Source organism: Streptomyces sp. Ag109_G2-15 (genome assembly GCF_900215565.1).
Lineage (GTDB): Bacteria > Actinomycetota > Actinomycetes > Streptomycetales > Streptomycetaceae > Streptomyces > Streptomyces diastatochromogenes.
This window is the reverse complement of sequence record NZ_OCNI01000001.1, coordinates 6,768,765-6,794,662: the sequence shown is the minus strand read 5'-3', so window position 1 is coordinate 6,794,662 and position 25,898 is coordinate 6,768,765. Positions and strand designations below refer to the sequence as shown.

The following is a 25,898-nucleotide window of genomic DNA, read 5'->3' as shown; positions in this document are numbered from 1 at the left end:
TGGGAGCCGACCGGCGACGGCAGCGCGGCGGCACTCCGTCCGCGGACGACGCGGCGAGGAGCAACGTGTGACGTCCTCGAGATGCCAGCTGTATCGCAGACCACGATCAGGGCTCTGACGGCGCCCGCACCACTGTGGGCGCCCGTCGCTCCCGCGGACAGCTGCCAAAAGACGTGCCCACTTCGACCGCAGCCGACTGACCGTCAGCTGTTCAGGGCGCCGAGGAATTCCAGGAGCGCCGCATTCACCTCGGCGGGGCGTTCCTCGGCGATCCAGTGGCCGCAGCCGGGCAGGATGTGCGCCGGTCCGATGGTCGGGTGGAGTGTGGGTAGGGCGGGGATGAGTTGGTCCATCCCCGGGAACCCGTAGACCAGGTCCCGATCGCCGGTGAGGTAGCGGCCGGGCATCTGGTACTGCGCGCCGTCCCATGGGGCGGTCAGCTGCCAATTGCGGTCGAAGTTGCGGTACCAGTTGAGGGCGCTGGTGAACCCGGCTTCGGTGAACTCCGTCGCGAGTGTGTCGATGTCGGCCTCGGTGAGCCAGGCGGGAAGTTCCTCGGGGTCCTCGAAGAGGTCCAGGAATCCCTTACCTGGTGGGACGAGCGGCTCGACCGGCGGGTCGCTGTGTGGGTTGTCGCCGCAGAGGCCGTACATCACGCGACGGATGGTGGCGTGCGGGTCCTTCGCGAGCTCGGCGTCCGCGACGCCGGGGGTCTGGAAGTAGTTCCAGTAGAACTGGCCCCCGAACAGCTCGCGCATCGCCTGCAGCGGAGGAACCGGACCGCGCTGCCGCGGCGGGACGCTGAGGCCCACGACCCCCCGGACGACGTCGGGCCGCATCAGCGCGGTGGACCAGGCGACCATGCCGCCCAGGTCGTGGCCGACGACCACGGCCTGCTGTGCGCCGAGTTCGCGGATCAGGCCGATGACGTCGCCGACGAGGTGCAGGATGGTGTATTCCTCAACCGCGGCGGGCCGGTCGCTGCGGGCGTAACCGCGCTGGTCAACGGCGACGACGTGGTATCCGGCCCCGGCCAGGGGCGTGAACTGGTGACGCCAGTTGTACCAGCATTCGGGAAAGCCGTGGAGCAGGAGAACCAGGGGTCCTTCACCCTCCTCCGCGATGTGCAGCCGACGCCCTCCAACCGTGACGGTGCGGTGCTCGACCATGGTCACACACCCCTTCCAGGCGCGTTCGTTCGTAACTCACGCTACTCGCGGGTCACACCGACAGCCGAGTGATCGCCCACCGCGGTCGCGGGACCGTTGCTCAGTTTGACGCGCACCGCCACGCCGGCAGGCATCGCATTCCCACGATCAGGCTGTGACCCGGCCGGCAGCGGAAGGGCCTGCGCCACCGCCGGCAGGTGCCCTGTTTGCCGGTGCTCTCGGTGCCCAAGCGGTTCTACGGGGGGGCTCGCGGGGCCACCGATTCATGGCACACCACCGAAAGGTGCGTCTGCCCTTCTCCTCCCCACCACATCCACCGGCCGCAGGCTGTGGTGGACAGGCGGGTCGCCGGTGGTCGTCCCTTGTTCAGCGGTCTGACGATGCCTCCGGAGCGGCGGCACCCCTCGGCAATGCGTTCACCATGCGTTCACGGCATGGGGACGGAACATTCCGGCCCCAAGGCCCCCATTCGCACTTCGGGACCAAAGGACGTAATAATGATAAAAACCTCATGTATGAGGCTTTTGACCCACGAGGAGTTCGTCCATGCCTGCAGTTCTGATCCACGGCGTCCCCGACACCCACCGTGTGTGGGACGGTGTGCGCCGGCACCTGAGCCGAAGTGACGTCGAGGCCTGGGACCTGCCCGGCTTCGGCGCGCCGCGGCCGCAAGACTTCGGCTCCACCAAAGAGGAGTACGTCGATCGGCTCATCGATCGGCTGGAGCAAGTCGGCGAGCCGGTGGACCTGGTCGGCCATGACTGGGGCTGCATTCTCACCGCACGCGTCGCTTCGATACGGCCGGACCTGGTTCGTACGTGGGCCGGCAGTAGCGCTCCGGTCAGTGCTCAGTACGACTGGCATCCGCTTGCCAAGATCTGGCAGGATCCGGTCGAGGGAGACCGGTTCATGAACGAGCTTGACCCAGCGTCCTTCGCCAAGGACCTGAGCAAACTCGATGTCCCGGCGGACGTGGCCGAGGAAATGGTCCGTCGCGTGGACGGGTCGATGAGGGACAGCATCCTCAAGCTGTACCGCTCCGCCGTGACCGTGGGCGCGGATTGGGAACCGGAACTGGCGAACGTGTGCGCGCCGTCCCTGGTCCTCTGGGGGACGCTCGACCCGGCCTGTCCGATCGCGTTCGCCGATGAACTCGGCGAAGCTGTGCGAGCGTCCAGGATCCTCAAGCTCGACTGCAGCCACTGGACGTTGATCCAGAAGCCGGCTGAGGTCGCCGCAGCCCTTGAGGCGCACTGGAATGCCTGAGGAGCTGTTGTCTTTCGTGCCGAGCGCGTCTTCTCCGATGGGGCATGGGCTCGGTGATTCCGTGGGAGTGGTGGCCTGTCGTGTCATCGATCCCGTGGTGGCCGCGGATGTGGTTGACCGTCGGACCGCCGGAACAGCACGAACTCGCCGCGCGCCGTCGAGTCGAGGGGACGCGACCGAACGGGAATGACAGGCGTGGCCGATCGCCCACAGGCGGGTCGATGCGGTGCCGGCTCCAGGGCCGGCATTGACCGGACGAACAACAAGGGGCCCGGCGTCCTGCTCCCTCGGCGGGACGGCCCACCCGCTACGCCCCGGTGGATCCGCGCATCGGCCTGGCCGCCCTGATCCGCGCCCGCCGTCTGGAACTGGAGCTCGCGGCGGCCGCGCGGGACGCCTACGGCGCCGAGTTCAACGAGCGCAAGCTGAGCTCCGATCCGAGCCGACTGGTCGAGATCGTCGAAGGTCCGACCGCGATCACTGCCTGGCTGACCGAGCTGATGGCTGACGCCGAGCACGAGGTTCTGTGCTTCGACACCCCGCCCTATCTCACGGCTGACGCGAGTGCGTTGCAGTTCGAGGAGGACCTGCTGGCCCGTGGCGTGTGAACCCGGGCGATCTACTCGAGCCAGGTGCTGGCCATCCCGGAGCGCGCGGAACTGCTCCAGCACCTCGTGCTCCTCGGGGAACAAGCCCGGGTGCTGCCCCATGTGCCGCTGAAGCTGCTGGTCTTCGACCGCCGCGATGCCCTAGTTCCGCTCACCGCCGGCGCGGACGTCGACGGCGATGATCGGCGCGGCGCCGGCCAGGCGGGCAACGACGAAGGCACCTTCTTGAAGCCTACGCCACGCTCGGCGCGCTGGTCTCCCACCTCGGCACGGCACACCTGGTTGAGGACCCGCCCCCCTACCGGCAGAATGCCATGCTCCGCGGGCCGCGCCACCTGCCCGTCCACTTGTGAGGCCTGTCGTGGGTCATGGCGTCGTCAGGATCCCACCAGCGATCGCGGCACCTTGATGCTGCGTGAGCGCAGCCATTCGCCGAGTGCTTTGGCCTGCGAGTCCAGGCGCAGTGTCGAGGTGGCGCCGGTCCCGAGCAGTCCTCGGACGAGGAAGTTGACCGCGCCCAGGTTGGGGAGTTCGTGGCGCGAGATCTCCAGTGCGCGTGTTTCGGGCAGAAGGCGTCGCAGTTCGTCGATGGTGAGGGTGGACCTGAGCCAGTCCCACGCCGCACGGTCGCGTACCCAGACGCCGAGATTCGCGTCGCCGCCCTTGTCGCCGGAGCGGGCGTGCACGATCTCACCGAGTGGGGCGAAGACGAGTTCGTCTGCCCTCGGCGCAGGCACCGTCGGCGCGAGCGCCGCGGCCTGCGGCCTTGCCTCGCCGCCGGCGCCGTCCGGGTTGCCAGGGGCGATGATCTCGGTCGTGCCGTCGTAGTGGTGGACCGCGTGCTGGAGCATCCGCTGGTCGAGCAGTGCGGGCCAGTAGACACCGAATGCGGACCCCGGTTGCGGTGGACCGAGGGAGTACAGCCCGGGGTAGCTGGACAGGGCCAGCTCGACCACGCGCGACGAGAAGGCGCGCCCGGCGGCCTGCTGCGTCCCCTGCACGGTGATCCTGAGCAGCTCGGTTCCCGCGTTCTGGGTGTCAGGATCGGGCTGAGCCTGCCCGATGCGCTCGACGGCGACCGCGTCGAGCCCGCGGGCGGCCTCGGCGTAGCGGTGGACGAATCGCTCCACGAGGGCGGCCTTCGCGTCGAGGTCCGTGCCGGTCAGCGCGAGGATCGCGCTGTTCGTCCAGCCTCCCACCCCTGTGATCGCGACCTTGGTCGTGCTGGCCGGAACCGAGCCTCGCACCCCGCTGATCCGGACGCGGTCCTCTCCGACGTCTGTCAGCGTCGCGGTGTCCAGGTGGGCGGTCACGTCGGGGTTGAGATACGCGGGTTCACCGATCTCGTAGAGCAGTTGGGCGGTGACCGTGTCCTGGGTGACCACGCCGCCGGTGCCCGGGTTCTTTGTGATCACCGAGGAGCCGTCGGCGGCGATCTCGGCGATCGGGAACCCCGGCTCCACAAGGTCGGGGACGGAACAAAACCCGGAGAAGTTGCCTCCGGTCGCCTGAGGTCCGCACTCGATGACGTGGCCGGCGGCGACCGCGCCGGCGAGGGCGTCGTGGTCGTCAGGTGTCCAGTCCCACCACCAGGCGGCGGGACCGACGACCAGGGAGGCGTCGGTCACGCGGCCCGTGACGACGACGTCGGCACCTTCGTGGAGGGCGCGGGTGATGCCGAAGCCGCCGAGGTAGGCGTTGGCTGTCAGCGGCTGGTGCGGCCAGTCCGACAGCGGCTGACCACTCGTCAGGTGCGGCAGGCAATGGCCCGCCTGCCGCAGACCGTCGAGGCTGCCGAAGACGTCGTCGCCTTCGATGTGGGAGACGCGCAGGTCGTGACCGTGGCGTGCGATCAGTTCGCGGGTCGCGGTGGCCAGCCCGGCGGGGTTGAGCCCCCCGGCGTTGACGACGAGCCTGATCCTGTTGGCGACGAGGTGCTCGAGCGCCGCGTCCAGGTGCTGCAGGAAGGTGGTCGCAAAGCCCTTCGTGCCGTCCTTGGCGCGCGCCTTGCCGAGGATCAGCATCGTGACCTCGGCGAGGTAGTCACCGGTGAGGACGTCGATGCCGCCCGCTCGGGCCATATCGGCCATGGCCGAGGCGCGGTCGCCGTAGAAGCCGGAGCAGTTCCCGACGCGGAGGGGGCGCCGGCCCCGTTCTGATGGCGACGTCATGCCAAATCTTCCGGTGCAGAGGAGCGAAGACCGCCGGCGTTCTCTCCCTCGGCCCTGCTGACCCGTACCGTCCCTTCGAACCCCACCTCGCCGGAGGGGTGTTCCTCGGCGAGCTCAAGGGTCATGCTGTCGCCCTCGATGTGGGTCACCCGCGCGGTGTAGGCCAGGTCGGCGGGTGCACAGACGGGCTTGCGCAGGCGGTAGGCGACCTTCGTCACGCGCCACTTGGGGCCGAGAGCCTCGGTGACACAGCGCAGGGCAAGCGCCGCCCGCAGGTGGGAGTGCACCACGAGACCGCCGTGGCCCTCCTCGCGTGCGTAGGACTCGTCGAAGTGGATGCGGTGGGGATTCCAGGTGACCGCGCTGTAGCGGAACAGCTGAAAGGTCGTGACCGTGTGCTTGAGCCGTGGGAGTGTGTCCCCGACCTGATGGTTGATGGACACTACGACTCCTGCAAGGGGTTGCGCAGTACGACGGTGCGCCGGTTGCGGTTGAGGACGGCACCCTGGGCTGACGTGAACGTGTGGAGGGTGGTGACGAACACACAGGTGCCGGCGCGGGTCCGTTTGGGAGTGACCGCCTCAAGGGTGGTTTCGAGCACCACCTCCATCCCCGCGGTCAAGGGACTGACCAGCTCCATTTCTTCGCCGGCGCCCATGACGCGCAGCCCGAGGTCGCCACCACCGAGGGGTGTGTCACCGCCGAGGGGTGTCCCGTCGGGCTGGAGTCGGCTCTCGGGGGTGCCGATGCCCCACTCCACGATCGCGGCGAGCATGTTCGGCGGCACCACGACATCCGCATGCCCGGCCGAACGTGCGGCCGCGGCATCGTAGTGGACCGGGTCCGCGGCGCCGATGGTCAGTGCGTAGCGGCCGATGCTCACCGCGTCCAGCGTGCCGAGGCTCCGGCGCGAGAGGACGGCTCCGGTCCGCGGCCGGGTCTGGGCGTAGTACTCCGCCAGCGGAGTACCGGGTTCAGGTGTGAACATGCCTGGGATCCTCACCATTGATCTGGGTGCCGGATTCGCCGGCCGCATCCGCGTGGCCGGCAAGCTCCGCGAGAACCTCCCGCGTCGACTCGCCCAGCGGCGGGGCGGTCCGCAGCGGGCCCACCGGCGAGTCGCTGAGCCTCAGAGGGCATCCCGCAACCGGCACCCGGCCTCTGGCGGGGTGCTCGACGTACTGGATCATGCCGCGCTGGATCAGGTGCTCGTCAGAGTCGACCTCGCGGATCGACTTGACCGGCGCGCAGGGCACACCGGCGGCCTGCAGGTCCCGTACCAACTCGGCACGCGTCCGGGTCCTGGTGTGGGCAGAGACCTGCTCGTCGACCGCGTCGATGTGGGCGACCCGGTCCTTCCGCGTGCGGAACCTGGGGTCGTCGATCAGCTCGGGCCGGCCCAGTGCGGTTGCCACGCCGCGCCAGTGCCGCTCGGCGATGCAGATGATCGCCAGCCATCCGTCGCTCGCCTCGTAGATGTTGTACGGCGCAATCGCCATGCCCGTATGCCGGTTCCCGGTGCGCTCGGGGAGTTCTTGGCCGGGGTTGTTGTGCAGGCCGCCCAGGCTGGATGCCAGCATCGGGTAGACGGTGTCGTGCATCGAGACCTCGACGATCTGCCCCCGTCCCGTGCGCTCGCGCTGGAACAGTGCCGCGCTGATCGCCCCGAACAGGTGGATGCCGCCGGAGAAGTCCACGAACGCGGCGCCGGCCTTGGTCGGCGGCCCGTCGGCCTCCCCAGTGGCCGAAGCGCTGCCGGACATCGCCTGAACGGTGATGTCCATGGCCGACATGTGCGCGTACGGGCCCGTGGACCCGTAGCCCTTGCCGGAGGCCACGACCAGACGCGGGTTGTGTTCGAGGAGCCGCGACGGGCTGACCCGGAGGCGCTCCATCGTGCCCGGCGCGTAGTTCTCGATGAGCACGTCGGCGGTCTCGGCCAGGTCGAGCAGCGCCTGGCGACCGGCGTCGGTCTTCAGGTCGAGCACCACACTCCGCTTGTGGGAGTTGAGCATCACGAACTCGTGGGACTCGATCGGCTCGTGCGAGCGGAAGCGCAGTGGCTCACCGCCGGGTGGCTCGACCTTGATGACGTCGGCGCCCAGTTGTGCGAGCAGGAGCCCGCAGTAGGGGCCGTTGTAGATCTGGCCCAGTTCCAGGACCCGGATGCCGTCGAACGCCGGTCGCATGGCTGCTCCCCTGCCGATCAGGACTTGATCACGCCGGCGGCGCCGCCGTGGATGTAGCCGACCGGTCCGGTGCCCTGCGCCGCAGCCGCGGTCTCGGTCAGGTGCTGGAGGGTCACCGCGTCCATGACCGAGTGGAAGGAGCCGTCCTCGTTGAAGCTGACCTGCGCACCCTCGATCCAGGCCAGGGCAACGGTGTCCTCGGTGTTGTCCTCGGGGGTGTAGAAGGTGTGCACCGAGCCGCCGGGCTCGTACAGGTAGGAGCCCGCCGTCTGCGGCTGGTCGGGGTACTCGTGGTACAGCCAGCGGCCCTGGATCGTCCACACCTGAGCCGTACCGGTGTGGTAGTGGATCGGCAGCTCGACACCGGGCGCCAAGGTGGACAGGAAAACCCACTCGCCGCGCTCGGGGTCCAGGCGCAGCGTCTGGACGTGAATGCCGGGGCCGACAAGATCCTTGAACAGCGGAATCTGGTCGATGTTGACGGTCAGAAGCTCACCCTGCGGCAGAGAGACGAGCGGCAGCGGCGCGCGGCCACCGTACGTGCTGATCACCGTGGGAGACGCTGGTGCGGTCATGTTCGGGCCTTTCGGTGTGAGTGCCGATCTTCCGGACATGCGACGTGCGAGGCGGTACGGGGATGGGGCGTACGTATTTACGTATGCATCACCGGATTTCCGTACGCCAGGGACGCTACGGTGACCCACGCCTCCGTGACAAGACCCGTGCACAGAGTTATGTCGGACGGGGCGGTGCTAGCATCAGCCGCATGCCCGTCCGCCCCCATCGCACGGTCGACCGAGTGATCGGGATCCTCGAAGCCGTGGCCCTGAGCCCGCGGGGAGTGACGCTGGCGGAGCTGGCAGCCGCCCTGGACGCCGCGAAGAGCTCCGTGCAGGAGCTGACCAACGGACTTCTCGCCCGCGGCTACCTCATCGAGGACGACCGCCGGTTCCACCTCGGACCAGGGCCCTTCATTCTCGCCGCTCGTGCGAACAAGCTGGCCGCGTTGTCTCTCGACCACCAGTTCCTGGCCGAGTTGAGCAAGGTCCTGCGCTGCACCGTCCTCGTCGGGGTGCGCGTCGGCGACGCCCTCGTCTACGCCGACCATGCCGGGCAGGAGTCACCCAGCCTGACCTTCGTCGCGCGCACCCACGCCCGTCGCCCCCTCTTCACGACCGCTGCCGGCAAGGCTCTGCTCGCCGGCGTCCCCGACGAGGAGATGTACCGGCTCCTGGAACTGGCCGGTGCGGAACAGGCAGGAGAAGTCCGGCAGTTCCTCGCCGAACTCCCCGAGATCCGCTCCCGCCGACTCGCCTTCAACCGTGGAGTAACGTTCAAGGACGCCTTTGCCGTGGCTACGCCCCTGTTGGCATCCGACGGCAGTCCGATAGCGGCGATCAGCGCAGCTGTCGACCCCGCAGAAGCGGATCGTCTCGACGACCTCGGCGAGGAGCTCAAGAAGGCAGTCGCCGTCCTCGGCCCCCGGTACGGGCTCAACCACGCCTGATCGCCCGCGCCGGCGAGCCGACCGACTGTCGCCCTCCGGCGATGTCCAGCCGTCGCTGCAGTCGTCGGCATACCCGTGCTGCCACCATGGCTGGCTGACCGCTGTGGGACCAATTCGCGGCGCTGCTGCCCGAGCGTCCTACGGTCGATCCGTCCCATCCGCTGGGCTGCCCCCGGCCTGGCAGCCGCGACCGGATCATCTTCGGCAAACTGCTGCAGCTCCTACGGTCCGGCTGCTCCTACCAGGCGATCGCCGACATGACATGCTCGGCGACCAGATCGCCGTCGCCCGCTGCTGGCCCCGACCCTGGACGTGCTGGACGCTCTCGGGTCGATTCCTGACGACATCACCGTCCACCTCGACGCCGGCTACGACTCGGACGAGACCCGCACCGAACTCGCTGCCCGCAACCTGCGCGGCCGCATCGTGATCGCGCTCAGGTCCGGTACCGGTAGAGGATCCGCCCTCGGGTGAGGTCGTAGGGGCTCAGCTCCACGAGCACCCGGTCGTACGGAAGGATCCTGATGTGGTTCTTCCGGATCTTCCCGCTGATGTGCGCGAGCACCTTGTGCCCGTTCTGCAGCTCCACCGTGAAGGTGGCGTTGCGCAGGCATTCGATGACGGTCCCCTCCATTTCGAGACCGCCCGAAGTTTTCGGCAAATCACTCATTCCTAGAGTCGATGACTGTGAAAAACGTGGGGACGCGCTGAGATGTGGCGGCGCCTCAAAGGCGCACCAGCTCCAGATTTCCGGCCGTGCACCGGGCGCCGGCGCCCTCGAAGAGCGCTACGGCCGCGGCATTGGATTCGTCCACCTCGGCCCATGCCGATTCGGCCCCGGAGCGGTGCAGCGCACCCAGCGTGTGGGCCAGCAACGCCCGCGCGATGCCCCGGCGCTGCGCATCAGCGAGGACCGCGATCAGCCCGATCCGCGGCCTTCGGGGGACCGGCGCCACCCGGATCAGCCCCACGTACCGGCCGGACAGTTCCGCGACCGCGTACTTCGACGGGTCCACGATCGTGACCCCAGCAGGGCGGGGCAACACCTCGGCCGGCATCGTCTGCCAGCCGACCGTGGCCGCGACCTCGTCGCGAATCGCCCGGTCCAGCGCGCGCAGCAGGTCCTCCTGCGCCTCGCCGGCGGGCACGATCGTGACAGCCGACGGCGGTCGCACCGCGTCGAGCCCGGTGACCAGCGGGTCGGTGGGCACGGCGTACTCCCGCTCACGGCGCCCTGTCGTGAACCCTGCCCGCTCCCAACCGGCCCTGCCCTCGCGGTCGGTCTCGGCGACCACCACGTACAGCGGTGTCGGCAGGTCCGCCACCATGGCAGCGGCGAGCCGGTCGAAGACCGCGCCCTGCCACGCATCGATGCTGACGAACATCCGCCCGTCGGGCCTGCACGCAGCGTCGCCGCGCCCGACCTCCCGGTCGTCTTCGACGGCGAGCCACTGCGTCTCCGCGACCCGTGTGATCGTCACCGGGCGCTCCCCCGTGCCCGAAGAGAAATGCGATGTGTTCATAGTGATGGCCTTTCAAGAGTGCCTTGTCGGTCGAGGCACTCCCGAGGACACCTACGTCACTCGCGCACCGTGCGGGAAAGGGGGAGCACCCACTTGAGAACAGCGTTCACGGGTCTCACCTCCTAGCGGCCTGTCACGGTGTTGCGCACGCTACCAAGCGGGCGGCATCCCGCCCAAACCATTTTCCGCGGACGCCCCACTCAGCCGACCGAGCTGCGGACGCGGCAGCGGCCGAAGCCTGACGCACGGTGTTGCCGGTACGCGTTCACTCCACTGACGCGCACTCAACCGGACCTTCGGCAAGATGGTCGCCGCAGCCATCGAGCGGCTCGGTACCTGTCACCGCAAGGGTGAGTCGGCGGTGGGCGTCAGCACGGACTCGGCGACGCCGACGATCTGGCTGATGTCGAAGCCCTCCATGTCCGCACGGAATTCGGGGCTGGACAGGTACGCCTCCAGCCGTTCCTGAACGTCGTCGGCGTCCCGGTAGGAAACGAGGGCGTACAGTTGGGGCGCCTCACTCCCGGGAGCCGCGGGCACCGTCCAGACGCCGTGCGTGGCGATCCTGTGCTTGGCCATACCGGGAATGTGCTTGGCCCAGATCTTCTCGTAGGCGACGAGCGCCTCAGGGCTGCGCAGCGTGTAGACGCGAAGCTGGTACTGGGACATGAACTCTTTCCTTCTCTTCTGCGGCCGGGAAAAAGATCCCCGTCCGCCCGGCGGCTGGGAGGCTTCTCTCAGCCTTTTGCAAACAGGTTCGCCAGTTCGAGGTCCCAGTCGATGTGTCCGGACTCGGTACCCCGTGGCACCAGCGCCTCCGTGTTCTCCAGGAAGGTCCTGACGTCCTGCACGGGAACCTCGAGCAAGGCGGTGCCCGCGGGAGACCCGAGGGCGATGTACATCCCTTGGTCACCACGGCTGACGGCCGACCAGATCCGGATGTCCCCACAGCCTGCAGAACCCCTCAGGCCATCGGCCAGAAGATCACGCCCCAGCACCCATTCGGTCGGCTCGTCAGCGTCGGTGAAAAAGTCGGCACGAACGACATAGGGATCAGCGGGCTCGTACCGCAGGTTCATACACATGGACAGCGAGTAGGTGCGCGAGATGACAAGCTGCACGGCCACCTCCTGCATGACGGTCTTCAAAGACTCCATCGACTCTCACTCCTGCCTGGGCGGCGGTCAGCGACCGCTGATCTCATCCTGGCCGTCGCGGTGCCAGCCATGGATCTCGTCCCAGGAGTAGCCCAGTTCCAGGAGATAGCCGACACCGTGGTCCCAGCGGTAGTCGCCGGCGTTGACGCTGCCGGCCGGGCGCTGGCCGTGCACGGAAGCAGAAGTCGCGGCCGAAGCGGCGCCCCCAGCACCGAGAACGGCGACACCCGCGATCGCCACGGACGAAGCGGTGACGGCAACGCGCCTCGTGAGCTTCTTCATGATCTTTCCCTTCCCGACCGTGCGATCTGCACCATCGGCTGCATGCAGGCGATGTGCGGCGCCTGGCGCGGTCCGAGCAAACCCTTCCATACGGCGTACGGAAGTACCCTCACAGGATTACCATACAATGTATGGAACTGTCGAGGCGGCGAACACGGCCCACTCGGCCGGAGGGGCACGAACAGCTCGACGTCCTCACGCAGACCGTCGGCCGCCTGGACGAAGTCAGCCTGGCGTTACAGAAAATGCTCGCCTGCATCGACCATCTCGGGCTCTCCACCGAGGAGATCAGCCTCATCGGCAAGCAACTGGACAGCTTTCGGGAGCGTTCACCCACCTTTCCCTCGTCGGCGCGACCTTCGGACACGACCACGTCCTGGGCTGAGCCCTCGCCCCTGAGGGACGAGCTGCCCAGGATTTCCGTCTCCGGCGCCGTGGCATGCGGGCGCCCAGGTCCGGCCCCATGCTGGAAGCAAGGAGGGAGACAACGGAGGGAGTGGTGGGTATGCAGACCGTTGTGGATCTCACGCGCTGCCAGGGCTATGCGCAGTGCGTCTTCCTCGCGCCGCAGGTGTTCCAGCTGCACGGGGAGGAGGGGTTGCTGTACGCCACAGCCGTCCCCGACGACCAGGTCGAGCGTGTGCGCCAGGCCGCGGCGGCATGCCCGGTCCAGGCCATCCTCCTCGGCGAGGAGGTGAGCGCCGGTGCCCGGTGACCTCAAGGACGGCCGTATCGTCATCGTCGGCGCGTCGCTGGCGGGGCTCAGGGCCGCAGAGACGCTGCGCGAGGAAGGCTTCACCGGCTCACTGACCGTGATCGGGGACGAGCCCCATCCGCCCTACGACCGGCCGCCGCTGTCCAAGCAGGTGCTGCTCGGCCAGGCGACGGCGGACACCACCGGGCTGCCGATGCGCCACGACCCGAACGCCGATTGGCGGCTGGGCGTGCGCGCCACCGGCGTGGACCTGCTCGCGAAACAGGTGTTGCTGGAGGGCGGCGAGTCACTGCCGTACGACCGGCTGCTGATCACCACCGGGACCCGCGCGCGGCCCTGGCCCAACCCGGAGGAAGCCGCCCTGGACGGGGTGTTCACCCTGCGCACCCGCGAGGACGCCGGCGGACTGGCCCAGCGGCTGGCCGCCGGGCCGGAGCGCGTGCTGGTGATCGGCGCCGGCTTTACGGGCTCGGAGATCGCCTCGGCCTGCCGGGAACAGGGACTTGAGGTCACGGTCGCCGAACGCGGCCCCGCACCCCTGGTGGGCGCGCTCGGTGGCACCCTGTCGAAGCTCGCGGCCGTCATGCAGCGCAACCACGGCGTGGACCTGCGCACCGGGGTGACGGTCACCGCCCTCAACGGCAACGGCAGCTTCACCGGTGCGGAGCTGTCCGACGGCAGCCGCATCGACGCCGACGTCTGCGTCGTGGCTCTGGGGGCGGTACGCAACGTCGAATGGCTGGCGGAGTCCGGGCTGGCGGCGGGCCCGCGCGGGATCGCCTGCGACGCCGGATGCCGAGCCTTCAACATGTACGGCATCGTCACCGACGACGTCTTCGTGGCCGGCGACGTCTCCCGCTTCCCCCACCCGCTGTTCGGGTACCAGATGCTCTCCCTGGAACACTGGGGAAACGCGGTCGAGCAGGCCGAGGTCGCGGCCCACAACATGGTCAATCCGGGGCCCCTGCAGCGCCCGCACCTGGCCGTCCCCTCGTTCTGGTCGACCCAGTTCGGGCTCAACATCAAATCGGTGGGCGTGCCCACCTACTCCGACCACGTGGTCATCGCCCAGGGCTCCCTGGAGGCGCGCCGTCTGGCGATGGTCTACGGCTACCAGGGGCGGGTCACCGCCGCGGTCACCGTCGACATGGCCAAGTCGCTCGACTACTACCGGCATCTGATCGAGACGGCTGCTCCGTTCCCGCCCCCGCCCGGCGCCCAGGACCGTGCGATCGCGGCCGACGTCGCGATTCCGTCCGACGTGCCGGATCCGAAGGGGCTGTCGCACGGCCCCACCGTGGCGCTCACCGGTTACCTGCCGGATCGCCGGCTGACGCTGGTGCAGCCCGGCTGACCCACGTCCCGCCCCACCACGAGGAGCCACCATGGCCTCCGACACCCTGCTGGCCCGGATCACCGACTACGCCAACCGCCCCGACCCCTACCCGCTGTACGCCGAACTCCGCGAGGCGGGGCCCGCGGTGCGGCAGGCGGACGGCAGCTACCTGATCGGCACGTACCACGAGATCGTCGCGCTGCTGCACGACCCCCGGATGAGTGCCGATCCGCGCTCGCGCACCGCTCCCGCTCCGTACGAGGTGACACGACAACCGTCGTTCCTGCGGCTCGACGACCCCGAGCACCACCGGCTGCGCAACTCGGCCATGCGGCCGTTCGGCCCGCCGCACAGTCCGGGCCGGGTCGACTCCATGCGCGGCGAGATCGTCCAGCTGACCAAGGAACTGGCGGAAGTGTTCCAGGAGGGCAGGCAGATCGACGTCGTCGACGACTTCGCCTACCCACTGCCCGTGACCGTGATCTGCCGCCTGCTCGGCATCCCGCACAAGGACGAGCAGCTCTTCCAGGGCTGGACCGACACCCTCGTCGCGTCCGCCGACATCGGGCCCGAAGGTGACACCGCCGAACGGGACCAGGCGGCCGGCCAGGCGGAGCAGGAGATGGGCCAGTACCTGGTCCAACTCGCCGAACAGCGCCGCGGTCGGCCCACCGGCGACATGCTCTCCGACCTCGTCAACGAACCGGACCCGGCCGTACGGCTCAGCGAGGAGGACCTGGCGGTGAACACCATCCTGCTGTTCATCGCCGGACACGAGACCACGGTCAATCTGATCGCCAACGGCGTCCTCACCCTGTTGCGCCGGCCCGACCAGCTGGACCGTCTGCGCGAAGACCCCGGCCTGCTGCCGCGAGCGGTGGAGGAACTGCTGCGCTACGAGCCCCCGGTCCACATGCGCGAGCGGGTTCCCCTCGTCGACATCGACATCGCCGGCACCACGATCCCCGGCGGCACGTCCGTCATCCTGGCGCTGGCCTCGGGCAGCCGCGACCCCATGCGGTTCAGCGAACCCGACCGGTTCGACCCCACCCGCCCGGACAACCAGCACGTCGGCTTCGGCAGCGGTATCCACCTGTGCTTCGGCGCGCCACTCGCCCGTATCGAAGCCGAGGCCGCGCTCGGCGCGCTGATCCCCCACCTCGGCACGGCCCGCCTGGTCCAGGACCCGCCCCCCTACCGCCAGAACGCCATGCTCCGCGGACCCCGCCACCTGCCCATCCAACTCTGAGGCTGCGGGGCTGCGACAGCAGGCGAGGGAGACCAGCCTTACGCAGGCTGCGGGAACCGGTGCGCAGTCGGCGCCAGTCGGCCGGTGCGCGACAGGATCCTCTTCACGCTGCAGCGGGAAGGGGCCGCCGGGCGAGGTCACGAGCCTCATCCGGGGAGAGGCCGAGCATATGCAGGATCATCTCGGCCATGGTGCCTGCGGCCTGGTCGCTGTCGGCCCCGGGCTGGTTGCACCACAGCTCCAGGAGCGCCAGCAGGCTGCCGTTCAACACGGTCAGGGCGATCACCGGGTCGACCACGGTGAACCGGCCTGCGGCCATGCCCTCCTCCACGTCGCGCTTCGCCCGCGGAGCCAGCCCGTCACCAGCACATATCCGACCCAGCTCGCTGCGGAACAGGATCTGCATGATCTCCGGGTATGACTCGGCCATGCGCGCGCTGAGCCGCACACCTCCAGCGAGGCGCTCGGCGGGATCATCGACGCCGCGCAGGCGTTCATCGACGGCTTGGGCGTACTCCTCGAGTGCATCGGCCACGGCCGCGTCGAACAGGTCCGGCTTGCCCGTGAAGTGGTTGTAGAAGGAGCCGAGGCCCACGTCCGCGCGCTCCGCGATGGCATGGATGCTGGCGCTGGCGCCACCGGACTCGGCCAGGATCTGCCGCGCGGCGCGGACGAGTGCCTGACGGGTCTCGGCGCGACGGCGTTCGAATCGGTTCCTGCGTGGGGCTGGCATCGGCATGCTCCATGAATAAGAGCAGCAGTTCTGATCAATTCATCATTGCATTGCCCGCCCCAACTGTCCACCTCTGGCCCACCAGCCCCGACTCCGCGATGGCGCGACGTGACAGTACGCGGTCACTTGTGGGCATTTCATCAGTTACGGGGGACTTGACGATGAAGCGGTCGTATCTGACTATTTCATCAGAAGTGGACAAAGTCGTCCAAGGTTGGCAGACGTCGTGCCGGCTTCCACCACGGCCGCAGATCGGGCCGACGCCGCACACGCCGACGCTGCCTCACACCCACGCACCGATGGGAAGAACCGGATGACGAACACCGACCGCACACCACTCGCCGAGCCGGTGAGCCCCCGAGAGATACCCGACGCGGCAATAGCGATGCTCGATGGGGAGGGGACCGTCGTGGGGTGGACGCACGCCGCCGAGCAGCTTGTCGGGTACTCGGCCGGGGAAGTGGTGGGCCGGTCCGCCGCACACGTGCTGCCGCCCGCCGAACACGCCCCGAGGGCTTCGGCGTTCGCCGAGCAGTGCCGCGCCCAGGGGGGCTGGTCCGGCACCGTGACGGTCCGCCACCGCGACGGCCACACCATCAGAATGACGCTGCGGATCTCACTGCTGTGGGGGCAGGACGCCGGCACCCGGTGGCTGGTGTCCGTGACCGACATAGGCACCCTGTCCTCGGGGGCGTCCAACGGAGCTGTGCGGGAGTCGCTCCTGGCCCACGCACCGATCGGCATCGCCGTCTATGACCCGCAGCTGCGCTGTACCTGGGTCAACGACGTCATGGAGCGCCACGACGGCACTCCTCCTGAGCGACGGTTCGGACGCCGCCTGCGGGACTCACTGCCCGCCGTCGAGGCCGAAGCGCTCGAGGTGGTGATGCGGCAGGTGCTGGACAGTGGCACCACCATGGTCCACGAGTACCGGGCGTGGTCGTCGACGGACCGGCGCCGGGAGCACGCGTTCTCGGCCTCGTTCTTCTGCCTCCAGGACGCGGACGGCACGGCACTGGCAGTGTGCTCCATGAACGTGGACGTCACGGGCAACCGGCGGGCACGCGAGCGCCTTGCCATCCTCAGCGAAGCCAGCACGCGCGTCGGCAGCACCCTCGAGGTCATGCGGACCGGGCAGGAACTGGCCGACCTTGCCGTGCCCCTGCTGGCCGACCACGCAGTCGTCGACCTGATGGAGTCGGTTCCGTTCGGCGTGGATCCCTCGGCGGGGACCGGCAAGGCGAACGGCCGCCCGCCTGTGCTGCGCCGTGCCGGTGTGGCCTCCATCGACCCAGGTGTCCTCAAGTTGCCGTGGGTGCGCCAAGAGGTGATCCGCCCCTTCCCGACCTCGCTGTTCGCCACCGTCCTGCACACGGGCAGGTCTTACCTGGAATCGGTGCTGGACACCTATTCAGGCCCCTGGGTCAGTCACGACCCTGTGCGGACGCAGAAGCTCCGTGACAGCGGCATCCACTCTTTGATGGTCGTACCCATCCGTGCGCGGCGCTGTGTGCTGGGACTGGCGGTGTTCGGCCGCTCCGAGGAGCCGACGCCGTTCCAGGAGGACGACCTCCTGCTCGCCGAGGAGCTCGTCACCCGGGCCGCGCTCAGCCTGGACAACGCTCTCCAGTACGCTCGCCAACGCACCGCGGCCCTCACGCTCCAACGCGACCTGCTCCCCCACCATGTGGGAGGCGGCGCGGCCCTCGACGTGGCCTCGCGCTATGTGCCGGCTGACATGGACCACGGCGTGGGGGGCGACTGGTTCGACGTGATCAAGCTGTCTGGCGCCCGGGTGGCCCTCGTCGTCGGAGATGTGGTCGGACACGGCATCAACGCCGCGGCGACGATGGGCCGATTGCGCACCGCCGTCCGCACGCTCGCGAACATGGAATTGCCTCCCCACGAACTGCTGGCGCACCTCGATGACACGGTCAAGCGCCTGAGCGAGGAAGATGCCGAAGCTCCGGACCAGCTCCCCCCGGCGGTGGGCGCCACCTGTCTGTATGCCGTCTACGACCCGGTCACCCGGCGGTGCTCGATGGCGCGGGCCGGGCATCCCCCGCCCGCGATCATCGACCCGCAGGGCCGTGCCACTTTCCCCGACATGCCCGCCGGGGCCCCGCTCGGCCTCGGCCTCGGTCTGGTTCCCTTCGAGTCCGTGGAACTGGAACTGCCCGAGGGAACTCTGCTCGCGCTCTACACCGACGGTCTGGTCGAGTCCCGCGACGACGACATCGACGTGGGCCTCGATCGCCTGGGCACCGCCCTGGCAGCGACCGGTTCGTCCCTGGAAGACCTGTGCTCTCAGGTGATCGAGACCTTGCCGACTCAGGCCCCGGCCGACGATGTCACCTTGCTCCTTGCGCGGACTCGCGGACTCGAACCGGCCCAGGTCGCCTCCTGGGAACTGCCGAACGAGCCGGCCGCTGTCCGCATCGCCCGGCAGGCAGCCGCCCGTCAGCTCGGCGAATGGGGGCTTGATCACCTGGTGACCACCGAGGAGCTGATCGTCAGTGAACTGGTCACCAACGCCATCCGCTACGGCGGCGGGCCGATCCGCCTACGGCTCATCCATCACCAGTTCTTGACTTGCGAAGTCTCCGACAGCAACCCCAGCCACCCACGCCCCCTTCATCCCCACGTCATCGACGAGAACGGCCGCGGTCTTTCCCTCGTCGCTCAGTTGTCCCACAGGTGGGGCTCCCGCTCCGCAACGGACGGCAAGGTCGTCTGGGCCGAACAAGACCTGCCCTCCAAAGCCCTTGCGGCGTGACGCGCGACCGACGGCCGCCACAGCATGCCCATCTCGAGCCGCAGGCTCTCGCAAAGCAAGCCACAGAAGGAAGCCACAGGATGGACATAGAGCATGTCAAGAACGCCTACCCGGCTGGCGCCTCCCAAGGATCGACGGGCGTCTGCGGTTCCGGTCCCAGCGGCAGGTCGCACTCCTGCGACGGTCCGGCAGCCGCTGTGCTCGACAATCGAGGCGTGGTGGTGCGGTGGACCGGGGCAGCAGAGGAGCTGACGGGGTTCCGCGCCGAGGAGGTCTGTGGGCGCCCCGTGCAGGAACTGGTGGCCGGCCTCCCGGACGACCTGCGCGACGCGGACATACCGGCGTCCGGCCGGGTACGGCTGTGGCACCAGTGCGGCGACACCATCGATGTCACCTTCCGGACCACCAAGGTGGGGGCTCCGGCTCGGCGGAGGTCCTCGTCCTGGCGGCCCCTACCCACCACGTCGCCGGCCACGAGCAGGGCGCGGCGCTGCTGCGTGCACTGTCCGCACAGAACCGGATCACCATCGTCGTGTACGACACGGATCTCACCACTGTGCAGACGAACGCCGCGCCGGACACTTTCGACGGCCGTCCGGTACAGCCCGGCGCGCGGCTGAGCGACGTGCTGGACACCAAGGACGCCGAGAACCTCGAGGCGCTGCTGCGCCAGGTGATCGAGACGGGTGCCCCAGTGGTCCGCAGAGACCAGCACGTGAGCTGTCGGAACGGTTCGGCGCGGCAGCACGCGCTGTCGCTGTCCGCCTTCCGTCTGGAGGACGCGAGAGGACGCCCCACGGGGGTCGCAGCCCTGTACTTCGACAACGCCGACCAGATGCGCGCCCGCCGTCATCTGGATCTCGCCCGCGAGGTGGCCGAGCGAGTAGGAAAATCCCTGGATGTCGTGCGCACCGCACAGGACCTTGCGGACGTTCTCGCACCTTCGTTCGGGGATCTCGCCGCAGTCGACCTTGCGCACTCCGTTCTCGACGGGGAAGAACCCTCGAAACAGCTGAACGGTGGAAACATGGGCAACGCGGCCCTTGCACCGGCCACCGCGGTGTGGCCGGCCGGCATCAAGCGCGGCCAGCCCATCCCGCCCTTTACCGACCACCCCCTGCTGCGCAGTTTCCGACACGGCGAGCCGGTCGTCTTCGGCCTTGACGACTTCATCGCCATGGTCAGAGACCCGCAGCTGGTCGAGTATCTCGCCCCGAAGGGCGCCCATTCGGTGATGGTCGCACCGTTGCATGCCCGCGGGCTCACGCTCGGCGCCATATCGGCCTGGCGCTGCGGTCGATCCGACCCCTTCACCGAGGACGAGGCGGATCTCATGAAGCAGATCGCCTCACGGGGTGCGCTCGCCATCGACAACGCCCGCCGGTACACGCGCGAGCACAGGGCGGCCGTGGCGCTGCAGCAGCGCCTCCTTCCGCCTGCCACGACCGACACTCCGGCAGCCGAGACCGCCGGTGTCTACCTGCCCGCAGGCGGGGGAGCGGGCAGCAGCGGCGACTGGTACGACGCCATTGCTCTGCCCTCTCTCCGGGTGGCCCTCGTCGCCGGAGACGTGGTCGGCCACGGCATGCCCGCAAGCGCCACCATGGGCCGCCTGCGCGCGGCCATCCAGACGCTCGCGGACCTGGAACTCGAACCGGACGAGCTGCTCACCCGGATCGCGGACCTGGTCCAGCGCCTCGCGGCCGAAGCCCCGTCCGGCGACCGCGACATCGTCGGCGGCACCTGCCTGTACGCGGTCTACGACCCGGTCACCAGGCGCTGCACCATGGCCAGTGCCGGCCACCCACCCCCCGTCCTGGTCCGGCCCGACGGGACCGCCGAAGCAGTCGGGATCTCCCCGGGGCCACCACTCGCCCTCAGCGGCATGCCGTACGAGACCACCGTGATCGACGTCGAGCCGGGCAGTGTCCTCGCTCTCTACACCGACGGCCTGGTCGAACGGGGCGATCGCGACACCGGCCAAGGCCTGCGGCGGCTGACGGAAGCCCTGGCCGCGTACTGCCGTCCGGGTCGTGCCCTGGACGAAACCGGCCGGGCTCTCCTCGCCGACCTGGCAGACCGGGCGCCGCGCGACGACGCGACCCTGCTGCTGGCCCGCACCCGCGCCATCCCGACGGCGGACACCGCTCACTGGGAGATCCCGGCCGATCCGGCCGCCGTCTCCGAGGCCCGAGAGTGGATAACCCGCCGACTCACCATGTGGGGCCTGGACGACCTCATCTTCACCACCGAACTCATCGTCAGCGAACTGGTGACCAACGCCATCCGCTACGGTCGTCCGCCGATGGACCTCCGTCTCATTCGCCACCACGTCCTGGTGTGCGAGGTCACCGACTCGAGCAGCACCCAACCCCGCCTGCGGCGTGCCCGCACGACCGACGAGGGAGGACGCGGCCTGTTCCTCGTCGCTCAACTCGGCGGACGATGGGGCTGTCGCCATGGCCAGAACCGCAAGACGATCTGGTCCGAGCAGGCCATCCAGGATTCCCCCTGAAGCTACGGCTCACCGAGGTGGGACGCGGCAGAGTCACCCACAGCTCTTCACGGAAGAGACGTCCACGACCACGTCACTCGCACGTTTCTCCGGCAGCCCGGCAGCGATCAGGGTGGCGACGACGATAGGGACGACATCATCATCCAGTACCCCGTCATTGACGCTCTCCAGCAAGGCGACCATCAACGCTTCCAGTCCGGCGCTGAGCGCCACGGGCGGCAGGTGGGAATGGAAAACTCCCTCCCGCTGTCCCCTCGCCAAAATGTCCGTCGCCGCGTCTCGGACCGGGGCCAGGATCCCCGTTACGCGTTCGGCTCCCAAGTGCCTGCGAGCCAGTGCCAGGAGCATCCGGTACCGGTCTCCCACAGGCCACATCGCAAGGAACAGCCGCGCCAGGGCCCGTTCAGCCGGCTCATCCAGCCCCACGGCGTCTTCCGCCGCCTCCCGCAGCGCTGCGGACGCCTCGTCGGCGAGCGCCGCCAGCAGAGCGTCACGCCCGGGAAAATGCCCGAAGAGCGTGCGCCGCACGACACCGGCGGCTCGCGCGAGCTCCTCCATCGTGATGTCCGGGTTCCGACCGAGCTCCTGGCGGGCCGTGTCCAGGATGCGCGCCCGGTTGGATCGTGCATTGCGGCGCTGAGGCGCGCGGGCCACGGGTTTGCTCACGACAACCTCGGTACATCTGTATGGCAGGGTGGCGGCGCAGAGGCCAATCGGTACGTCCGATTTTGGCAGAAGCGGCAATCGCCTGCTCTGTCGGCGGACTGTGCTCGGTTCAGTTCCCGATCCTGTTCTCGCTCACCGGACCACCTCGCTGTCGTCCCTGTCTCACGACCCGCACCTTGATGTAGCGTTCACTCTAATTGGAATGATCGCTATGGCAGGGTTAGCACTGGAGTCGCGGCAGCGCATCCTCGACGCCGCTGCGGAGATCGCTGGTGAGCGCGGATACGAGGGCACGAGCATCGCGGCAGTCAGCGCCAAGTGCGGCCTTCCCGCGAGCTCGATCTACTGGCACTTCGAGAACAAGGACAACTTGATCGCCGCGGTCATCGAGCGCAGCTTCGAGACCTGGCTGGCGGAGGTCGAACTGCCGGACGAAGGCGCCCCGCAACGGAGCGTAGTCAGCACCAACCAGCACGGAACCATCATGGTGGTCGCACGCATAGCCGCCTCCCCAACTATGTTGTCCCGCCACATGTCCGCCTGACCTGCACGTTCCTACGGTGTGCCGACACGTACCCGTCCCCACCGCACACGAGGAAGTGGCGCACATGGCCTCCGCAGCAACCGCTCCCCCACCCCCCGCCAACCTCCCCCGCATCGTCGCCGCCAGCCTCATCGGCACCACCATCGAGTGGTACGACTTCTTCCTGTACGGCTCCGCCGCCGCGCTGGTGTTCAACAAGTTGTTCTTTCCGGACTCCGATCCGCTTGTCGGGACGCTGTTGTCGTTTCTGACGTATGCCGTCGGCTTCGCGGCCCGCCCGCTGGGGGCGCTCGTGTTCGGGCACTACGGTGACCGGCTGGGGCGCAAGAAGTTGCTGGTGCTGAGCCTGCTGCTGATGGGCGGGGCGACCTTCGCCATCGGGCTGCTGCCGACGCACGCGACCGTCGGCGCCGCCGCGCCCGTGCTGCTGACCGCGCTGCGTCTGGTGCAGGGGTTCGCGCTCGGTGGCGAGTGGGGTGGCGCCGTGCTGCTGGTGTCCGAGCACGGGGACGCGCGGCGGCGTGGATTCTGGGCCGCGTGGCCGCAGACGGGGGCGCCCGCCGGGCAGTTGCTGGCGACAGGTGTGCTGTCGCTGCTCACCGCCGTGCTCTCGGACGACGCCTTCGGCACCTGGGGCTGGCGGATCCCGTTCCTGCTCTCCGGTGTGCTGGTGATCGTCGGCTTGTGGATTCGTCTCTCCGTCGATGAATCACCCGTCTTCAAGGAGGCGTTGGAGCGGGCCGAGTCGCGGCGGACCGGCGAGGCCGAGAAGCTGCCGATCGTCTCCGTGCTGCGGCACCACTGGCGGGACGTGCTCGTCGCCATGGGCGCCCGCATGGCGGAGAACATCAGCTACTACGTCATCACCGCCTTCATCCTCGTGTACGCCACCACGTCCGCCGGCGTCTCCAAGCAGACCGCGCTGAACGCCGTACTCATCGGCTCCGCCGTGCACTTCGCCGTGATCCCGGCCTGGGGCGCGCTCTCCGACCGGGTCGGGCGACGGCCCGTGTACCTGCTGGGCGCGGCCGGCGTGGGTCTGTGGATGTTCCCGTTCTTCTCGCTTGTCGACACCGGCTCGTTCGGGTACCTGGTGCTCGCCGTGACCGTCGGACTGGTGCTGCACGGTGCCATGTACGCGCCCCAAGCGGCGTTCTTCGCCGAGATGTTCGCCACCCGGATGCGGTACTCCGGTGCCTCCATCGGTGCCCAGTTCGCCTCGGTGGCGGCCGGTGCGCCCGCCCCGCTCATCGCCACCGCGCTGCTCTCCGACTACGGCAGCTCCACCCCGATCGCCCTGTACGTGATCGCGGCCGCCGTGCTGACGCTGATCGCCGTGGGCGTGGCCCGGGAGACACGGCACCGGAATCTCGCCCAGGTGGAGGCCGGGGACGGCGATCAGGCCGCCGTGAGTTCGGCGGCCGAGGCGCGGTCTGTCTGACCCGCGCGACGGCGCGAGCCGAGGACCGGCCCCCCTGCGGGGGCCGGTCAGTGCCGTCTCGGTGCCGCCAACCGGTGCAGGCGCAGGGCCAGTTGGATCTCCAGGGCGCGGGCGGGGCTCTGCCAGTCCTCGCCCAGGAGGCGGCCGACGCGCTCCAGCCGTTGGGCGACCGTGTTCACGTGCACGTGGAGTGCGTCCTTGGTGCGGGCCGGGCTCAGCCCGCAGGCGAAGTACTCGTCCAGGGTGCGCAGCAACTCCGTGCCGCGGCGCTCGTCGTAGGCCACGACCGGCCCGATCGTGCGGTCGACGAAGCCGCCGATGTCCCGTTCGCCCGCGAGGAGCAGGCCGAGGAAGCCGAAGTCCTCGGCCGCCGCGCCGTCTCCGTCACGGCCGAGGAGGTGCAGCGAGTCCAGGCACCGGCGGCCCTCGGCGTAGGCGGCGGCAACGGTGTCGGGGTGGGCAGCGAGGTCGGTGACGGGGGCGGAGGCGCCGACCGTGACGGGCTGGTGGACGGCCGTGCCGAGGTGGCGGGCGGTGCGCCGGGCCAGGTCCGTGGCGGTGTCACCGGTGGCGAGCGGGAGCAGCAGGACCGTGCCGCCGTCGCGGGCGGCGGCCAGACCCTGCCGGGTGGCGGCGAGGTGGGAGGCGGCGGACCACAGGCGTCGGCGGGCGGCTGCCTCCTCGTCGGCGTCGGCCGCCGGGCCGTCGAGGCGGGTCGCGAGGACGACGTGGGTGGCGTCCAGGTCGGCGTGCAGCCGGGCGGCGCGATCGCGCAGCAGGCGCGGGTCCCGGTCGCGGGCGTCCAGCAGGTCGTCCAGCAGCTCGCCCCGCACACGCTGTTCGGCCTCGGCGGCGGAGCGGCGGGCCAGCAGGAGCAGCGAGGTGACCATCGCCGCGCGTTCCAGGGTGCGCTGGTCGACCGGGTCCAGGCCGGGGTGGCCGCGCAGCACCAGCGCGCCGAGGAGTTCTCCGCCGGCGGTCACCGCGGCGATCCAGTCGCTGTCGTGCCGTACGGCGTGCCCCTCGGCGCGGGATGCCTCCAGTGGCTCGGCCGGTGCCGTACCGGCCTCGGTGAACTCGACTGTTCCGTCGAGTACTTGGGAGACGGCCGCGGCCACGTCGTGGACTCCGCCGCCGCGCAGCACGAGTTCGGCAAGTCGGTCGTGCACCTCGGAGGCGCGCTCGATGACGGCGCTGCGGTCCCGGATGATCTCGTTGGCCTGCTCCAGTCCGGCCAGGGCCGAGCGGGTCTCGGTGAGCAGGTTGGCGGTGTCGATGGCGGCCGCGGCGAGCGCGGCGAAGGAGCCGAGCAGGGCGATCTGCTCGCGTTCGAAGACGCGGGCCCGCCGGTCCGCGGCGAAGAGGACGCCGATGACGTGCGGGCCGAGCATCAGCGGCACGCCGAGGATGGCGACCAGGCCCTCGTCGCGGACACCGGCGTCGATGGAGAGGGTGTGCTGGAAGCGGTCGTCCTGGAAGTAGTCGTCGGTGACGTACGGCCGCGCGGTCTGGGCGACCAGTCCACCGAGCCCTTCGCCCATGCCGAGGCGCAGTTGCTGGAAGCGGGCGGAGACCGAGCCCTCCGTCACGCGCATGTAGGTGTCGCCGCGTGCCGGGTCGTTGAGGCTGAGGTAGGCGATGTCCGTGCCGAGCAGGGAGCGGGCGCGCTGCACGATCGCCTGGAGGACGGCGTCCAGGTCCCGGAGGCCGGCCAGGTCGTGGGCGGTCTCGAAGAGCGCCGACAGTTCCGCCTCGCGCCGCCGGCGCCCTTCCAGTTCCGAACGCACGCGCAGGGCGAGGAGCTTGGCGCGCTCCAGCGCGGCGATCCGGTCGGCCGGCCCTCCCTCGGCGCGGGCGAGCAGCACCGGCTGCTCGTACGCCTCCACCGGGGCGTCGCGGGCCAGCAGCTTGAGGTACGGGGCCTCCGCGCCGGCGTCGGGCACCCCGGTGGCGCCCTCGGTGGTGGGGCGCTCGGCCGGCTGGACGTGATCGCGAGACATGGTCACAGGATTCCGCATCGGCCGCCCGGCCCGTCGGGCCTGTGGAAAACT

23 protein-coding genes and 4 pseudogenes are annotated in these 25,898 nt (G+C 69.4%); 13 read left to right on the top strand and 14 right to left on the bottom strand.

Going from position 1 to position 25,898, the window contains the following annotated elements:
• Nucleotides 1-203: 203 nt before the first annotated feature.
• Nucleotides 204-1,169 (bottom strand): alpha/beta fold hydrolase, encoded by a 966-nt coding sequence (locus CRP49_RS30600; protein WP_097257623.1) that lies wholly within the window; start codon nt 1,167-1,169, stop codon nt 204-206.
• A gap of 546 nt (nt 1,170-1,715) precedes the next feature.
• On the opposite strand from CRP49_RS30600, the gene CRP49_RS30595 reads away from it, so the two are divergent.
• The 3 genes and pseudogenes from CRP49_RS30595 to CRP49_RS49220 all read left to right on the top strand — a co-directional run.
• Nucleotides 1,716-2,435, top strand: coding sequence for an alpha/beta fold hydrolase (locus tag CRP49_RS30595; protein ID WP_097256257.1), 720 nt, complete (start codon nt 1,716-1,718; stop codon nt 2,433-2,435).
• A 317-nt stretch (nt 2,436-2,752) separates the two neighbouring features.
• Nucleotides 2,753-3,043, top strand: a complete 291-nt coding sequence (locus tag CRP49_RS30590) for a hypothetical protein (RefSeq protein WP_097256256.1) — start codon at nt 2,753-2,755, stop codon at nt 3,041-3,043.
• Between the two features lie 224 nt (nt 3,044-3,267).
• Nucleotides 3,268-3,396, top strand: a pseudogene (locus CRP49_RS49220) (cytochrome P450); the annotation flags it as partial.
• 24 nt (nt 3,397-3,420) lie between these two features.
• On the opposite strand, the gene CRP49_RS30585 reads toward CRP49_RS49220, so the two are convergent.
• The 5 genes from CRP49_RS30585 to CRP49_RS30565 are packed head-to-tail and all read right to left on the bottom strand — an operon-like array spanning nt 3,421 to nt 7,978.
• Complete coding sequence (locus CRP49_RS30585) at nt 3,421-5,214, bottom strand: acyclic terpene utilization AtuA family protein (protein WP_097256255.1); 1,794 nt, start codon at nt 5,212-5,214, stop codon at nt 3,421-3,423.
• Nucleotides 5,211-5,657, bottom strand: coding sequence for a MaoC/PaaZ C-terminal domain-containing protein (locus CRP49_RS30580; protein WP_097256254.1), 447 nt, complete (start codon nt 5,655-5,657; stop codon nt 5,211-5,213). Before CRP49_RS30580 ends, CRP49_RS30585 begins: the two co-directional genes overlap by 4 nt.
• Entirely contained in the window at nt 5,657-6,202 is a 546-nt protein-coding gene (locus CRP49_RS30575; RefSeq protein ID WP_097256253.1) for a MaoC family dehydratase N-terminal domain-containing protein, read from the bottom strand. The genes CRP49_RS30580 and CRP49_RS30575 overlap by 1 nt, the downstream gene beginning before the upstream one ends.
• Complete coding sequence (locus tag CRP49_RS30570; protein WP_097256252.1) at nt 6,189-7,403, bottom strand: CaiB/BaiF CoA-transferase family protein; 1,215 nt, start codon at nt 7,401-7,403, stop codon at nt 6,189-6,191. The genes CRP49_RS30575 and CRP49_RS30570 overlap by 14 nt, the downstream gene beginning before the upstream one ends.
• Nucleotides 7,404-7,420: 17 nt before the next feature.
• Complete coding sequence (locus tag CRP49_RS30565) at nt 7,421-7,978, bottom strand: 2,4'-dihydroxyacetophenone dioxygenase family protein (RefSeq protein WP_097256251.1); 558 nt, start codon at nt 7,976-7,978, stop codon at nt 7,421-7,423.
• Between the two features lie 191 nt (nt 7,979-8,169).
• Between CRP49_RS30565 and CRP49_RS30560 the strand changes: the two genes are divergently transcribed.
• Both CRP49_RS30560 and CRP49_RS48095 read left to right on the top strand, forming a co-directional pair.
• Nucleotides 8,170-8,910, top strand: coding sequence for an IclR family transcriptional regulator (locus tag CRP49_RS30560; RefSeq protein WP_097256250.1), 741 nt, complete (start codon nt 8,170-8,172; stop codon nt 8,908-8,910).
• A gap of 69 nt (nt 8,911-8,979) precedes the next feature.
• Nucleotides 8,980-9,336 (top strand): annotated as a pseudogene (locus CRP49_RS48095) (IS5/IS1182 family transposase); the annotation flags it as partial.
• A gap of 10 nt (nt 9,337-9,346) precedes the next feature.
• On the opposite strand, the gene infA reads toward CRP49_RS48095, so the two are convergent.
• The 5 genes from infA to CRP49_RS30530 form a co-directional block, all read right to left on the bottom strand.
• Entirely contained in the window at nt 9,347-9,580 is a 234-nt protein-coding gene (infA, locus tag CRP49_RS30550; RefSeq protein ID WP_097256249.1) for a translation initiation factor IF-1, read from the bottom strand.
• 55 nt (nt 9,581-9,635) lie between these two features.
• The gene (locus tag CRP49_RS30545; protein ID WP_097256248.1) at nt 9,636-10,433 is read right to left on the bottom strand and encodes a GNAT family N-acetyltransferase; all 798 of its coding nucleotides are present in this window, start codon (nt 10,431-10,433) and stop codon (nt 9,636-9,638) included.
• 339 nt (nt 10,434-10,772) lie between these two features.
• The gene (locus tag CRP49_RS30540; protein ID WP_097256247.1) at nt 10,773-11,102 is read right to left on the bottom strand and encodes an NIPSNAP family protein; all 330 of its coding nucleotides are present in this window, start codon (nt 11,100-11,102) and stop codon (nt 10,773-10,775) included.
• Nucleotides 11,103-11,170: 68 nt separating this feature from the next.
• Nucleotides 11,171-11,590, bottom strand: a complete 420-nt coding sequence (locus tag CRP49_RS30535; protein ID WP_097256246.1) for an SsgA family sporulation/cell division regulator — start codon at nt 11,588-11,590, stop codon at nt 11,171-11,173.
• 27 nt (nt 11,591-11,617) lie between these two features.
• Nucleotides 11,618-11,872 carry a hypothetical protein gene (locus CRP49_RS30530; RefSeq protein ID WP_097256245.1) on the bottom strand — a complete coding sequence of 85 codons (255 nt, stop codon included), beginning with the start codon at nt 11,870-11,872 and terminating at the stop codon, nt 11,618-11,620.
• 505 nt (nt 11,873-12,377) lie between these two features.
• On the opposite strand from CRP49_RS30530, the gene CRP49_RS30525 reads away from it, so the two are divergent.
• The 3 genes from CRP49_RS30525 to CRP49_RS30515 are packed head-to-tail and all read left to right on the top strand — an operon-like array spanning nt 12,378 to nt 15,172.
• Nucleotides 12,378-12,587: a ferredoxin gene (locus tag CRP49_RS30525; protein WP_097256244.1), complete on the top strand. Its 210-nt coding sequence runs from the start codon at nt 12,378-12,380 to the stop codon at nt 12,585-12,587.
• Nucleotides 12,577-13,941, top strand: a complete 1,365-nt coding sequence (locus CRP49_RS30520) for an NAD(P)/FAD-dependent oxidoreductase (protein ID WP_097256243.1) — start codon at nt 12,577-12,579, stop codon at nt 13,939-13,941. The genes CRP49_RS30525 and CRP49_RS30520 overlap by 11 nt, the downstream gene beginning before the upstream one ends.
• Before the next feature lie 31 nt (nt 13,942-13,972).
• The gene (locus CRP49_RS30515) at nt 13,973-15,172 is read left to right on the top strand and encodes a cytochrome P450 (RefSeq protein ID WP_097256242.1); all 1,200 of its coding nucleotides are present in this window, start codon (nt 13,973-13,975) and stop codon (nt 15,170-15,172) included.
• Nucleotides 15,173-15,275: 103 nt separating this feature from the next.
• Here the strand turns inward: CRP49_RS30515 and CRP49_RS30510 are convergent, their stop codons facing one another.
• Nucleotides 15,276-15,911, bottom strand: coding sequence for a TetR family transcriptional regulator (locus CRP49_RS30510; protein ID WP_097256241.1), 636 nt, complete (start codon nt 15,909-15,911; stop codon nt 15,276-15,278).
• 307 nt (nt 15,912-16,218) lie between these two features.
• On the opposite strand from CRP49_RS30510, the gene CRP49_RS30505 reads away from it, so the two are divergent.
• From CRP49_RS30505 to CRP49_RS30500, 3 genes and pseudogenes are all read left to right on the top strand, one after another.
• The gene (locus CRP49_RS30505) at nt 16,219-18,681 is read left to right on the top strand and encodes a SpoIIE family protein phosphatase (RefSeq protein WP_097256240.1); all 2,463 of its coding nucleotides are present in this window, start codon (nt 16,219-16,221) and stop codon (nt 18,679-18,681) included.
• Nucleotides 18,682-18,761: 80 nt separating this feature from the next.
• Nucleotides 18,762-18,932 (top strand): annotated as a pseudogene (locus tag CRP49_RS48090) (hypothetical protein); the annotation flags it as partial.
• 110 nt (nt 18,933-19,042) lie between these two features.
• Entirely contained in the window at nt 19,043-21,196 is a 2,154-nt protein-coding gene (locus CRP49_RS30500; protein ID WP_257033530.1) for a SpoIIE family protein phosphatase, read from the top strand.
• Between the two features lie 33 nt (nt 21,197-21,229).
• Here CRP49_RS30500 and CRP49_RS30495 read toward each other — a convergent pair whose 3' ends face one another.
• A complete protein-coding gene (locus CRP49_RS30495) occupies nt 21,230-21,862 on the bottom strand; it encodes a TetR/AcrR family transcriptional regulator (protein ID WP_097256239.1) in 633 nt (210 codons plus the stop codon).
• Between the two features lie 202 nt (nt 21,863-22,064).
• Here CRP49_RS30495 and CRP49_RS30490 point away from each other — a divergent pair.
• Both CRP49_RS30490 and CRP49_RS30485 read left to right on the top strand, forming a co-directional pair.
• Nucleotides 22,065-22,301: pseudogene (locus CRP49_RS30490) on the top strand (TetR/AcrR family transcriptional regulator); the annotation flags it as partial.
• A gap of 169 nt (nt 22,302-22,470) precedes the next feature.
• Nucleotides 22,471-23,847 carry an MFS transporter gene (locus CRP49_RS30485; RefSeq protein WP_097256238.1) on the top strand — a complete coding sequence of 459 codons (1,377 nt, stop codon included), beginning with the start codon at nt 22,471-22,473 and terminating at the stop codon, nt 23,845-23,847.
• A gap of 47 nt (nt 23,848-23,894) precedes the next feature.
• Here CRP49_RS30485 and CRP49_RS30480 read toward each other — a convergent pair whose 3' ends face one another.
• Nucleotides 23,895-25,847: a GAF domain-containing protein gene (locus tag CRP49_RS30480; protein WP_179851801.1), complete on the bottom strand. Its 1,953-nt coding sequence runs from the start codon at nt 25,845-25,847 to the stop codon at nt 23,895-23,897.
• Nucleotides 25,848-25,898: the final 51 nt, after the last annotated feature.